The sequence below is a fragment of the Christiangramia sp. 3-2217-3z genome (assembly GCF_051195275.1).
Taxonomy (GTDB): Bacteria; Bacteroidota; Bacteroidia; order Flavobacteriales; family Flavobacteriaceae; genus Christiangramia; species Christiangramia marina.
Genome location: NZ_JBNJLI010000008.1, coordinates 77,025 through 91,203, shown reverse-complemented (window position 1 = coordinate 91,203; position 14,179 = coordinate 77,025). Strand labels below are relative to the sequence as shown.

Sequence of the window (14,179 nt, the reverse complement as noted above, 5' to 3'; positions counted from 1 at the left end):
TTAGGTTCTGATAAGATGATACGTACTATTGGTGGTGATAATTGCCAGTTGGTAAAATTTTACCATCTGGCCCTATAATTTCGAGATTGAGACCCAGCCCTCCACGAGCCTGAAAATAATCTAGAGAAATCTTATAATAACCTTTTTCTAAAGCTAAATCCAGAGTTTTCGTTTCCATAGAATGGTGCCCATCATGATCTATCTTAAATTCATTATTAATGCTAAGCCTCGAACCATCATCTGAAGTGAGATTAAAAGTATACACACCATTTTGGTCAATTCGAATCAAACCGTTGAAAGTTAAACCGAAGTCACTATCCCTCGAAGATTCCTTAAAATTAATAGAAGTTGTGATTCCGCTTTTAACCGCGTTCATATTCTCAAAATCTGGTATGCTATCCCAAATACCTTCATAATAGGAATACTTAAGACCACGGTCAAAATTTTCACTCAGTTTGAATTGCGGTGATTTGAAAGCACTCACTTTTTCAAAATCCTTCTGAACGATTGCACTTTTCGATTCATCAGTAATCGAGCGAGCTTTAAGAGTCGAAGTTTTTTTAATCTGAAAAGGACCAGAATATTTCATCGACTCTACAGTGGGTTCTGTTCCATCAATGGAATAATAAATAGGTTCATTTTTTCTATTTTTCAGGGTAACCTCCTCACTTTCTATGAATAAAGAATGATCAGAATCAATAGAAACCGGAGATATCATATTATCGGTATGCAGATCGTTGAAATATTCAATTGGCAACTTGATTATCTCCCTGTCGTAGGTCACCAGTCCGTTAACTTCCCCTTCCACGTCTGAAAGCTGAGTATATACTACGGCACTGGCTGCCTTATTTTCCTTCATTTGCCATACGTCATCCCAAAGTTGCTTGTAGGAATTCTTAAATTCCAGGGTATCTGTCATTTCCCGATAACCCCAATTTTTCTCCTGCCATAAATGATCTGGAACGGTCAATCCAAGTCCGCCAAATTCACCTAGAACGGTGGCTCTGTCTTCTTCCACAGGATAAATATCAGGACCGGGATAACTATGCATATCAATAATATCCCCAACGCTATGATCTGTCCATCCACTGGCATTGCTTACCAACCTTGTTTCATCCATATCTTCTACCCACCTGGTAAGCCTTTCGGTATCATACTGACCCCAACCTTCATTGAACACTACCCACATCACAATACTCGGGTAGTTATAAAGATCATCTATCATTGCCTGCAGCTCTTTTTCGAACTGTGCTTTATCTTTATCAGTTAATCGGTCTTCAAAATCTTCATGAGGATAGACCTGCGGCATATCCTGCCAGACAAGCATTCCGATTTTATCACACAGGTAGTACCAGCGCTGGCTTTCTTTTTTTGCATGCTTGCGAAGCAGATTAAAGCCCATTTTCTTGAATGTCTCGATATCCCAAACATATGCTTCTTCAGTAGGAGGAGTCATCAATCCATCTGGCCAATAACCCTGATCCAGAACACCCACCTGGAAATATGGTTCGTTATTCAGCATGATCCTGGTATTGTTATTTTCATCCTTTCCAAGACTGATCTTCCTCATGGCCACATAACTCGAAAATTTATCCAGCACTTTATCTTCTGAAATTAGCTCAACTTCAAGATCGTATAAAAAAGGATTTTCCGGGCTCCATAATTTTGGAAAAGAAACCTGCATTTCAATTTTTTCTCCAGGATTCCCTTCAACTTCAGAAAAAATATTTCTACCGTCCTTCAAAACAAGTTTAATCCTCCCATCAACTGAAGTGGCTTCAGATTGAAATGATATACTCTTTTTATCTATATCTGTTTCAATCTTAAAAGATTCAATATGATTTTCATTTACCGGTTCGATCCACACGGTCTGCCAGATACCAGTAGTAGAGGTATAGAAAATTCCTTCGGGCTCTCTCACCTGTTTTCCCACAGGCTGAAGTCCATCGTTGGACGCATCAAAAACCTTCACTATAAGCTCCTGTTTTCCTTCTTTAAGATAAGGCGTAATATTAAAGGAGAAATGATCAAAAGCACCCTTATGCTCTCCGACCTTCTCACCATTCAGGTAAGCAACGGTTTGATAATCTACACCTTCAAAGTTTAAGATTATATCCTGCTCATTCCAATCTTCAGGAATTGAAAATTCCTTTCTATATAAAAGATGATCAGCTTTTTTCATTACTCCTGAGAGGTAAGATTCCACGGCGAATGGAACCAGGATCTTCTCCGGCAATTGTTGTCCAAATTGAATAGAATCTATTTTTCCCGTTTCCAGCTCCCAGTAACCATTAAGATTCATCCATTTTTCACGCTTTTGAATTGGCCTAGGATATTCGGCCAGAACATTTTCAGGATCTACCTTATCTGTCCATCTTGTTTTTAATACCGGCTCAGGTTTCTCGCCATTATTTTCGACATCCTGGCTGGGATTGCAAGAAAACATCAATAAGATCGAGCTTATTAAGAAAAATAGAGTTTTAAATTTCATGATTCGTTAAGCTAGTTTATGATTCTTAAGTGAAATCAAGGCGAATGCATAAGCTCCTAAACAAACCGCTTCACTGGTTCCAAGCTTACTTAAGCCTATAGGTATTCTCTTTTCGGTGTTGATATTCACACTTTTCTGAGTGAAAGGAATTTGTATATTCTGGAATTTCTGATCTAAGAATTTACAGTATTCAGATTTGTTCTCAATATTGAAAACTTTTGAAACCAAACGAGGAATTCTTTCTTTGGTTCTGGTTTCAATTGTACCATTTAAATGTTCTATGATCTTAGGAAGCAATATATCTGAAGCTCCGGAAATACCTCCTCCAATAACAACCGGACCATCAAAAAGAGTCAGGGCATTGGCCAGCGATTCTCCAATTATTACAGCCATTCTCTCGTAAGCTTGCAAGGCAGCTTCCTGGTTTCCTTCTTTCAGACCTTTAGCGATAAGAAAAATATCTTCCGGGGAAAGATGATTTGAATTCTCCACCTTCTCACAATAACACCTTTTAACCGCTCTGATACTAACACCTTCTTCAGCGATTAAATTTGGTTCCTTAAAGTTACGCATCAGCCAGATCTCGCTAGAGGCAGAATTGTCTCCTTTGTAAATCTTTCCGTTGATTACCATACCTCCGCCAAAACCAGTACCCAGAGTAATCCCGAAAAGATTTCGATATTCTTTTTGGATTCCAGAATTTTTCAGGTTTTTATTGATTTCAGGTAAGAATCCCGCCATGGCCTCTCCATAGGTGAAAAGGTCTCCGTCATTATTTATAAATGTTGGCAGGTTGAAAACATTCTCCAACATCGGTCCCAGGGCCACACCTCCTCTAAAACTTTTGAAATTTGGCAGATCTCCAATAATACCATTTTCATAATCTGCAGGTCCCGGGAACGCAAAACTTATAGCTACCGGGGATTCCGGAAGGAGTTCATTCTTAACTTCTTTAAATCCTGAAATAATGGTTTTCAGGCATTTTTCAAGATCAGAAGAGTTTGATGGTAGTATAATTGGGGTAATAATCTCCTTTCCACATTGCAATGCCGAAAAAACTAAATTGGTTCCTCCCGCATCAAGCGTCATTACTATCCTCTTATCATTATAAAGATTCATTCGTATTCTTAAACATTAAAATTTATTCTTCAGATTTCTGATAGTTCTGTCCGGTTAATTTTCCCCGATTTTTTCTGAATGTTTTCTAACAAAATTCAACAGAAGTGGAAAAGCCGGGTGGGCCATGTTGTGTCCATATCCCTGCATTTCATAAATATCTATCTCTTTATGACCAGCAACTTTCATCATACGATAGAAAAATGCATTTTCCTCGTATCGCCCTAACATCTCCATTTCCCGATCACCTGTGATCAAAAGTGTAGGCGGAGCATCATTACGAACATAAAATAATGGTGCCCATTTGTCGATTATGGGTTGTTCACTTGGTATGTTATTTTGCTTTCTAATCGTAAAATGGGTGATTGTATGACCACTGAAAGGAATAAGACCAGCGATATCATTTGCGTCGAGATTGTATTTATCCAGAAAGGATTTGTTCATAACACTCATCAGGGCTAAATAACCTCCGGCAGAATGCCCAGAAACATAAACCTCATCTGGATCGCCGTTATATTTCTGAATATTTTTCAAGACCCAGGCAATGGAAGCAGCGGCATCTTCCACGCTGACTTCAGCCTGTACATCTGGCGACAGTCTATATCCTACTCCAACGATACAAAAGCCCTTTTGCTTTAGGGCTTCAGGGATTTCCTTGCTCCCGCTGGTTAAGCCTCCACCGTGAAACCAAATGACCACCGGCGCCTTTCCCTCGTCGGGGTGATGAATATCCAGCTTGCACATTTCCTGCTGATACGCTGTTTGATCTTCAGCTTCGTAATAATTGAGATTCTGAGCTTCGGTATAATTTATCTCCTGTCCAATCGCGTTTACCGAGAAGAAAATCAAAAAGCATAGTAGAATTTCTTTAAAGCAATTCATTTGATCAGCCATTTTAATTAGTTTCCACAATCACTTCTCCTCCGTACTTGAAAAGATCGTGATTTATAAAATATCCATCGATCACTTTTCCATTTACCTTAATATTTTTCAATTTTCGGGTACCTCCTTCATTTTGGATCTTTAATGATTTGCCATCTGTGGTGTTCCATATAACCGAATCAAAAATTGGGATGGTGACAAGATATTCAGGATCTGAAGGTGACAATGGATATAAACCCAGGGCGCTAAAAACATACCATGATGACATTTCACCAGCATCATCCATCCCGGAAAGCGCTAATCCCTCCTCGCCAATACCATAATAATCTGATAGCAATTTATCTATAATAGCCTGTGATTTCTCAGGTTTGTCGATAAAATAGTATGAGAACGGAGCCTCGTGAGCAGGCTGATTACCCTGACTATACTGCCCCATAAATCCCGAGACATTTCTTGCAATATGCTTTGGGTTCCATTTAAAACTGAATAATGAATCCAGTTTTTCTTCAAACTTCTCTTCACCACCATAAAGTTCAACCAGACCTGGCATATCATGTGGTGTGTAAAATGAAACTTGCCAAGCGTTTGCTTCCCTATACATATATTCATAATAAGGATATTCAGCATTGAAAGGTGAAACCCAGTCGCCGTTATCCAATCGCCCTCGCATAAAATTCGTTTTCTTATCAAAAACATTCTTATAGTTCTTTGACCTGGCGAATAAATCTTTTTGGTGTTCTATATCTTTCATTTCTTCAGCCAGAAGAGAAAGTGAATAATCGTCGTAAGCAAATTCCAGAGTTTTTGAAACTCCCGCTTTGGCCTTGGTCTCGGTATTTGGATTTTCGATCTCAGGTGTTGAAATATATCCTAATTCAATATATTCTTTGATATGGGGGCGTGTTCCTCCTTCTTTATAAGCATTATTAAGAAGTAATTCATACGCCTTCTGCACATCAAAATCTCTAATTCCCCTTTTATAGGCACCGGTAATAAATGATGCGGCGTGATCACCATGGAAAAATGTAGGGATAAATCCTGTGATCTCACCGCGATTTATTAATGACTTAATAATATCTGTAGTAACATCTGGTCGCATAATTTCGAGTAAAACCACCTTGTTTCGATAAGTATCCCATAAAGAAGGTTTGGTATAATACCGAAACCCTTCATTACGAACTTTTCCTTCTATATCTACAAATTCACCATTGATATCACTTCGCAAAGCAGGCCATAAAAAAGATCTGTATAATGACGTGTAGAACATTTCCTTTTCCTTTTCGGAGCCTCCTTCAACCTGAATTTGATCAAGAAATTCTGTCCAGGTATTTTTACCCTCATTCATGATATCATCAAATGATTTTGTACCAATTTCCTTTTCCAAATTTTCTTTAGCATTTTCAGTGCTTACATAAGACAATCCTATTTTCAGCGTTACGGTACTCTTTCCTAAGTCATTAAGTGTAATTACGGAATAGCCACCACCCTCACCTACATTTGTAGACTCAATTGCTTTAATTTGGTTGTCTAGCCTGGCATAAAAATGTATCTTATCTCCGCCAACCTGCTGGAAACCTTTCAATTCATTAGAAGAAACTTTTTCGATTTCCCACGTAGATACCCTGTTATTGGCGGTTCCCAGATCGAATAAAATTCTTTTTGCTCCGGAATCTATAAATTCATATTCGTGAATTGCTGCCCTTAAACTAGAAGTTAATCTTACATTTATATTATAATCCTGGAGTTTTACCTGATAATATCCTGGTGCTGAATTTTCCTCCTCATGATTGAAAGTTGCTCTAAAAGGTGCAACCGCATTTGAAGATAAAGGAAGAACCGGAATATTACATAGGTTCCAGTGCCCCTTGTTCGTGTGTGTAAAACCAAGGATTTCTTTGTCCTCATATTCATATCCTGCTCCAGATCCATACTCCGTGATTGGGCTCACCTGAACTAAAGCATTAGGCAATGAGGCTCCGGGATAGGTAAGACCCGCCCAAACTCTCCAATCTTTTGGAGGAGTATATCCAATGATCTCTTCATCGAGCAATGGCGCAGTTCCAATAAAGGTATTTACATAATCATAACCAGATTTATTGGCTGACTGCGATTTCCTGGTTTCCGCTCGCTCTTGAGAACTACAGGAGAAAAATATAAATAAGAGCCCTATTATAAGAATGGGTTTTTTTGTATTCATCTTAATAATTTTGAATGATCTTTCTATTTCAGGATCGGCTAATTATTTCTGGTTAGCTTAACAACGAGGGGTTCTTTTTGTAGGTCTCCCATAAAAATTCTCCGAAAAGCGTGTTAGCCCAAGCAAACCAGGACCTGGTAAAATCTGAAGGATCGTCTTTGTGGAAAGTTTCATGCATAAAACCTGTACCGGCGTGTGTGCTTTTTAAGGTTTTTATACACTCTCTAATCTCTTTATCACTATTACTGGTTAAGCCTTGCATGGTAATAGCCATCGGCCATATCATATCCATACCTACATGAGGCCCACCAATTCCTTTGGCTGCTTTCCCTTCAAAGTAGAAAGGATTGTCTTTAGAAAGTACAAATTTCCTCGTATTTTGGTAAATGGGATCTGCACTATCTACAGCATCCAGATAAGGCAATGAAAGTAAACTAGGTACATTCGCATCGTCCATCATCAAACGGTTTCCAAAACCATCTACTTCAAAGGCATAGATTTTACCATATTTATCATGATCTACGACAGCATGCTTTTTCAATGCTGCCTCGACTTCATCTTTTAATGAAATTAATTCTGCAGCAGTTTCAGGATCATTTGAAATTTCAGTCATCATTTCAGCAGCCTGCTTTAAGCTAACCACGGCGAAAAAGTTAGATGGAATTAAAAATGAATAAACACTGGCATCATCACTAGGTCTAAAAGCAGAGCAAATAAGACCTACCGGATTCACAGGATATCCATAACCGTGAAGCGCTCTGGTATCTGTTGCTTTTGGAGTATTTCTTTGGAATGAGTAAGAACCACGATCTTCTTTCTTCTGCTGATCTTTAAATACGTTCAGAATCGATTTTATCGCTTTTTCCCAGCTCTTGTCAAAAGGTGAAGAATCCCCTGTGGTTTTCCAGTAATTATAACCTAAACGGATGGGATAACATAAGGAGTCTATTTCCCATTTTCTCTCATGCACTCCGGGTTTCATATCGGTTTGATCGCTAAACCATTCTCCTTTTTTATCCGGATCATCATAAAAAGCATTTGCAAAAGGATCCTTCAAAATATACTGGGTTTGCCTGTTAATGACTCCCGCAATAAGATTTTTCAGTTTTTCATCCTTATCGGTAAAAGCCATATATGGCCAAACCTGTGCAGAACTATCGCGAAGCCACATAGCATCAATATCACCGGTAATTACATAGGTATCCGGCTTTCCATTTTTTTCTGAATAGGTTACTGTTGTATCCAGCGTATTTGGAAAGCAGTTATTAAACAACCAACCTAGTTCTTCATCCTTTACGTTTTTCTGAAATTCCTTTATCATTTTTTCAATGATAGTACTTCGGAAATTTCTTTCTCCTTCAGGTATTCGAACAACAGGAAAATCTTTGCTCGTAGTTCCTGCGATAATATCCAGTGGATTAATAAAAGTCAAACCGGTAAATAGCGCTGTATTCTGAATAAATTTTCTTCTTTCCATTTTTATTATTTTTTGTCTAATTCATTAATAACCGCTGCCCAGCCACCATTACGAACCATCCTTATTTTATATTTAGTATTTGAATCTATCTCTGTTTGAATCTTTCTGTAATCCATGGCCTGTCTTCCTGCGTTGATGCCATCTTCAAATGAAACCATTTCAAAACTCTTATTCTTCGGAAGAAAATCTAACTCAAGGTCTAACTGAATATCTTCATTTGTACCATTCATTCCGCCTATAAACCAACTGTTCCCTTTTCGTTTTGCAACGATCACATTCTTGCCAATTTTGGCATCTAAAACGACCGTTTCATCCCAAGTGGTAGGAACCGATGTAATGAACTCGGTACAATCCCTATTCTTATAATAATTTGTGGGATTATCAGCTAACATTTGAAGTGCACTTTCGAAAATAACAAAGAGAGCCATTTGGTAAGTTCTGGTACCAATAGATGCAGAATTAGGTCTTCGGCTATAGTAGAATTCAGGCTGCATGCTTAGCATTGCTCCAGGTGTATAATCCATACCCCCTACAGCATTCCGAATAAAAGGAAGGTATATGGAATTCTCTGGTGTAGCTCTACCCATTTGTTCCATCCCAAGTACCCCCTCGTAGGAAAAAATGTTCGGATAAAGATATTCCAGTCCAGCTGGTTTAAAAGCTCCATGGAAATCTACAAAAATTTCATTTTCAGCTGCTTCTTTGGCTACACGTTCGTAAAAATTGACCATCCACTGGTCACTACGATCCATAAAATCGATCTTTACACCTGCAATACCCCAATCATGAAATTTTTCAAATAATTGCATATTATTTTCAACGGTGAGCCATGTAAGCCAGAGAACGATATCTACATTTCTTTCTTTACCATATTCTATCAAAGCAAATAGGTCAATATCAGGATTTGGGGTAAAAGGATCGGTCGTAGTTTTTGCCCAACCTTCATCCATGATAATATATGGTATTCCAAACTCTGATGCGAAGTCAATAAAATAGCGATAGGTTTCCTCATTATAACCCGCAACAAAATCAACTTCATAAGGCGATGCACCGTTCCACCATTCCCAGGAGGCCTGTCCCGGTTTCAACCAGGAGGTATCTTCTATTAGTGATTTCCCAGCCAATTTTGCCGTCATGGTATTGGTAAGGATATCTTCCTCCTCCAAGGAGATCAAAAAATAGCGCCATGGGAAGATTCTTGACCCATCGGTTAAAGCAATATAATCTGCTTCCCTTAAGATTTTTTGACTACGATCACCATCAGGTTCAACTTCAAGGGGTTCTTTTGGAAACACGCTTTGAAATTTATCTTTCGCATTACCTTTTAAAAACATGGCCGGATAATCCCGAAGATCACTTTCCGAAATCAAAATAGTTATATCATTATCGGTTTCCAGAAGAACTGGCAGTGTTGACATTGTAGTTTCTTCGGAAAATTCATTTGAGCTCATATGCATATAGGCAAACTCATAAGATGTTTTGAAACTTTCGGTTTGCTGAAGATGAGCAATCGCAGTGGAAGCTAAATTAATTTGCACATCTTCACTCAGAACTTTTATTCTATCTCTTTTAGAGGTTATAAAGCGATAAGCAAAACCGCCATCGTAAGCCCTGAATTCTACCGAAAATCCTTCCATAAAGTTGAACCTAACCATATTATAATGATTCTGAATGCTCGAAAATTTTAAAGGTATGACGGGTTTGAAAACTTCAGAAACCTGATCCTTTTCTGTTCCTTTTAAGGTGGAATTAAAACCTAATACCTCATCCTCCAGTTCCAATTGAAGTCGGTTCTTCAATAAAACCGGTTGATCTTGCAAAAAAATTGAATAAAAAATTTGCTCTCCCACTTCTATCTCAATTTTCAAATCACCTTTTGGTGACAAAAGATCGATAGATTTAGCGTGTGCGAATCCTGCAAAGAATATCAGAATAAGAATGAAAATGTTTTTATTCATTTTTTCAACTGTAAATTACAAACCAAATGATTCTTTAAATTATTCGATATAACCCTCTTCCTCTAGAAGAGCAGCGGCTTCTATTAACATCATACCGCTTAGTTGTGTAGTAAGATCTGTAGTATTCCCAGGCGCCTGAGCCCAATTTGGGCTAGCAAACATTCCTGGCCTGCTTAGACCATTATTATAAAAAGTCTTGGCATTATATTCAAGAAAGTCTATGAAATCCTGTCGATCTGATTCGCTAATGTCCGGCTCCATAATAAGCTGTGTAAAATATCTTACCAAAATACCTTTGAACAGTCCTCCATCGCCCTGGCCTTCGTCACGAAGTACACCATTGGTAGTGAGCCTAGGGCTGTTCATGGTAGATTTAGCCGTTTTCACAGCGTCGTTTAGATACTGAGTTTCACCAGTTGCATTGTAAAGTTTTAAACCAGCTCCAATCCAGGTACCTACATTATAAGTAAAAACCCAATCTGTATTGGTCACAACTTCACCATCCTGTAGAGAAATATTATCCCAGACCAACCCTGTTTGAGGATCTACCAGATTATTCTTTTGCCACTCATAGATTTTTTCCGCCCATTCAAGATCATCTTCATCATTATCTACTTCATACAGTCGCATGGCCAGAACTGCAGCAGGACCATTTGATACCGCATTTTTTTGAAAAGGTGTATCCTGTTTCCAGGTGATACCACCTCCAAAAACATCATCACTCCAGCTCATTTTAATGATCTCCCAAAGGTATTCTGCCACCTCTTTGTATTCCTCATTATTGGTAGCGTTATAAGCTCTCATGGAAGCATTTCCCAACCACAACATGTCATCATTGAAAACATTATTGTAATCTCCACCATTTTCAATTTCAATTCCTCTAAGCAAGGCTAAGGCTCTTTGCTCATAGATATCTTCACCTGTCCTATTATAAGCATCCACGAGCACGTGTAATACATGGGCATTTGGCCAGTAATTAAATCTAGAACTTCCCGCATTGTCCTGCACATAAGTTCCATTAGAACCTAAATAATTATTTTGAAGTGATTCCTGCAGAGAATCTGCAGTAGCCACCCAGGTATATTCAAAAGGTTCAGGTTCTTCACCATTCGCCTGAGGAGGATTTAGTGGCTCCCAATCATCATTAGAACATGAGGTGAGCGCAAAAAATCCCACTAAAGTGAGAACAGTAAAATATTTAAGTCTATTAATCATAATTTTTCGTTTTAAAATAGGCTGCCCACATAAGGTGAGCAGCCTGGAAATCATAGCTAATCAAGAACTGTAATTACATGAGTGTACTCAGGTACCGTAGAATTGAAAATGACTTCTACATTATTAATATTTTCATCAACTTCGGTTGCGAACTTGAAGGTATTGGCCCATCTGTCATTACTTACAGGAACCATGTTCCAGTAAGACTGGTCTGTATCGGCATTAGGTCTTTGATTATCAGCATTAACACTACCAAACCATTCTTCCCCATCTGAAGTTGTAAACTTGAATTTATATCTTTCATCTCTCCCCCAATCTTCCTGTCTGAATACGATATTTTTTTCTTCTGCCATCCATGTTCCGTTACCGTTGTATGGAAGTTCAAATAAATATTCATCATTTGGAGAGAAATAAAGCTCTACTTTCTCCACCATGGTCATACTTACTGAACCATCACTGAAGTCAACTCGAATTCTATAAACTCCATCTGTACCTGAAAAGGTTGTTGAACCTCCAGATTTAAGATCACTTCCATCTACGTAAAATGTTTCAGGATCTCCAGAATTTCTGGTAACGAATTGATAATCTCCGGCGCTAAGTCTGGTATAGATTTCATAAGAATCTGTTCCGGTCTTTTTAAATGCTAATGCTGAACCTAGATCTTCTCCGGCTTCAGTTCCAGAACCAGTTATATAAAGCTCATCTGGCGTTGTAAATCCACCTGGTCTTTCCACTTCGATTGTTCGGTAAATATCAGACTTTTGAACATTGATCCCTTTCGAAGACCAAACCGTCCATTTTAAAGTTCCTACAGATTGCGGCTGTATTCCTACCATGGTTGCAATTCTATTCAAATTGGCAAATGGCAATGTAAGAGTTCTCTGTAAACCGTTACCGTCGGATGGCATTACATACAGAGGTTCAGAAAAATCACTTCCTTCCTGGAAGAAAGCAACATCATAAAGTACCACTCCATTATCTTCAGCTTTTGCAGCTTCCCACTCGAAGTTTGCAGTGCTCTGAGCACCCAGGTTGAAATATTCATTATCCTGCGGACTGTAAAGAGCATTCACAGTAGAAACCGCTGTATGGTCTAATGAATCATCATCAGAATCACAGCCAACAAGAACTATGGCCGCCATGAAAAAAACGATATAATTTAAAATATTTTTCATCTCATTAAAATTATTAGTTATAGTGTCTATTTGTTTACCAGCCTGGATTTTGCGACAGGTTAGGATTTATTAATCTTTCATCTCTAGGAATAGGCCACAGGTAATGTTTACCAGGATCAAAAGTTCTCAGGTTTACTCTTAGGTATCCATCATCTATGGAGGAAGGTCCAAACTGCGCACCGTGGGCCCATCCATTCATTACGTCTTCAGCAGTTTCCCATCTTCTAATATCGAAGATCCTCAAGCCTTCCATGGCTAATTCTACTCTTCTTTCATTTCTAATGACAGATCTATAATCTGCCTGATTTAGTGAAGAGTCAAAATTGATGGCCTGAACATCTGTAAAACCTGCTCTTTCTCTCAGCGCTCCAATAGTTTCATTCCATGTTCCCTGATCAAAGTTGCCTAGTTCATTTTTAGCTTCAGCATTCATTAAAAGAACATCTGCATATCTAATGAGCATTAGATTAAGACCTGAAGCCAGACCAGACTGGTGTTCCGGATCAAAATATTTTCTGGTGTAATATCCAGTTGAAGTTTTTGAAGATCCCGGCGCATATTCGTCTAAAGGCTCATCTGGATCTGATCCAGGCTCTATGTAGATAATATGTGAACCGCCATCTGGCTCCTGCCAATCATAATTGTGATAAACTATTGTATTAGTCAATCGCGGGTCTCTGTTTTCATATGGATTCGATTCATCATAGTTAGAATCAGGATCATCAATTGACTTTCCATTGATAGTAAGGTAACTATCGACTAACTCCTGAGTAGCTGCCAAAGCATTAAGCCTTGCTCCGGCAGATAATGGTGCCATATCAAAAAACTCACCCCAGGTCCTTAGCTCCGGAACAAATTGAAGGCTTAAAATATCTTCCTGACTATATTGGTTTTCCGGTAAAAACAATCCTTCATAAGAATCGAATAGACCGTAGCTTCCAACTGAACCATTTATGATACGCTCTGTTTCAGCAACCACATTCTGCCAGTCATTTTCATATAAATAAGCTCTTGCTTTTAGTGCTATAGCAGCTCCTCTAGTAATTTTTCCGCGATTGGAGATCTCCTGTTCTGTATTTGTTGGAAGATCTTCAGAAGCTTCTTCCAGTTCATTTAAAATAAACTGAAGCACCTGTGCTCTCGGAGTTCTGGATATATTCTGAGCTTCTTCCAGTGATAGATCTTGGTCTGCCAGTGGAATATCACCGAACCAGGTCATTAACTGGAAGTGTTGCCAGGCGCGAAGAAATCTTGCCTCCGCGACCATTCGGCTTCTAACCTCTTCTGATAAGTCTGGTACTCTATCTATATTTTCCAGTAGCAGGTTGGTAGTTTTTATACCCGCATATCTATTGTTCCATTCGTTTTTTAAACGTTGAAGTGAGGGATCATAAGTTCCTGCTGCTAAAGAAGCTGCGCCTGCAATATCTCCTCTACCGTTATATGCGTTATCTGAAGTTGCCTCGTTGTAAAAAAAGTATGTGCTGGAAAACATCTGTCCATAGGCAGTGTTTAGAACACTCTGAGCTTTATCCTGACTTGTCCAATAATTTAGGTCTGTAAAGGAATTCTCCGGAGCTAATTCTAGCTTTTTACAGCCGATGAATGTAATTGCCAGCACAATCACACCAATTAAAACTTTTATATTCTTTTTAATCATCATATTAT

9 protein-coding genes are annotated in these 14,179 nt (G+C 38.6%); all 9 read right to left on the bottom strand.

Features of this window, described 5'->3' with window-relative positions; genetic code table 11:
* Positions 1-25: 25 nt before the first annotated feature.
* Genes ACSHZO_RS13760 through ACSHZO_RS13720 form a run of 9 tightly spaced genes read right to left on the bottom strand, consistent with a single transcriptional unit; the run spans position 26 to position 14,174 of the window.
* Complete coding sequence (locus ACSHZO_RS13760; RefSeq protein ID WP_298247905.1) at positions 26-2,491, bottom strand: sugar-binding domain-containing protein; 2,466 nt, start codon at positions 2,489-2,491, stop codon at positions 26-28.
* Between the two features lie 6 nt (positions 2,492-2,497).
* Entirely contained in the window at positions 2,498-3,610 is a 1,113-nt protein-coding gene (locus tag ACSHZO_RS13755) for an ROK family protein (RefSeq protein ID WP_298247904.1), read from the bottom strand.
* A 54-nt stretch (positions 3,611-3,664) separates the two neighbouring features.
* Positions 3,665-4,501 carry an alpha/beta hydrolase gene (locus ACSHZO_RS13750; RefSeq protein ID WP_298247903.1) on the bottom strand — a complete coding sequence of 279 codons (837 nt, stop codon included), beginning with the start codon at positions 4,499-4,501 and terminating at the stop codon, positions 3,665-3,667.
* A gap of 1 nt (position 4,502) precedes the next feature.
* The gene (locus ACSHZO_RS13745; protein WP_298247902.1) at positions 4,503-6,686 is read right to left on the bottom strand and encodes a GH92 family glycosyl hydrolase; all 2,184 of its coding nucleotides are present in this window, start codon (positions 6,684-6,686) and stop codon (positions 4,503-4,505) included.
* A 52-nt stretch (positions 6,687-6,738) separates the two neighbouring features.
* Positions 6,739-8,163, bottom strand: a complete 1,425-nt coding sequence (locus ACSHZO_RS13740; RefSeq protein ID WP_298247901.1) for a glycoside hydrolase family 125 protein — start codon at positions 8,161-8,163, stop codon at positions 6,739-6,741.
* 5 nt (positions 8,164-8,168) lie between these two features.
* Complete coding sequence (locus tag ACSHZO_RS13735) at positions 8,169-10,121, bottom strand: glycoside hydrolase family 97 protein (protein ID WP_298247900.1); 1,953 nt, start codon at positions 10,119-10,121, stop codon at positions 8,169-8,171.
* Positions 10,122-10,160: 39 nt separating this feature from the next.
* Entirely contained in the window at positions 10,161-11,336 is a 1,176-nt protein-coding gene (locus ACSHZO_RS13730; RefSeq protein WP_298247899.1) for a glycoside hydrolase family 76 protein, read from the bottom strand.
* Between the two features lie 56 nt (positions 11,337-11,392).
* Positions 11,393-12,511 (bottom strand): SusE domain-containing protein, encoded by a 1,119-nt coding sequence (locus ACSHZO_RS13725; protein WP_298247898.1) that lies wholly within the window; start codon positions 12,509-12,511, stop codon positions 11,393-11,395.
* 34 nt (positions 12,512-12,545) lie between these two features.
* Positions 12,546-14,174: a RagB/SusD family nutrient uptake outer membrane protein gene (locus ACSHZO_RS13720; RefSeq protein ID WP_298247897.1), complete on the bottom strand. Its 1,629-nt coding sequence runs from the start codon at positions 14,172-14,174 to the stop codon at positions 12,546-12,548.
* Positions 14,175-14,179 lie beyond the last annotated feature (5 nt).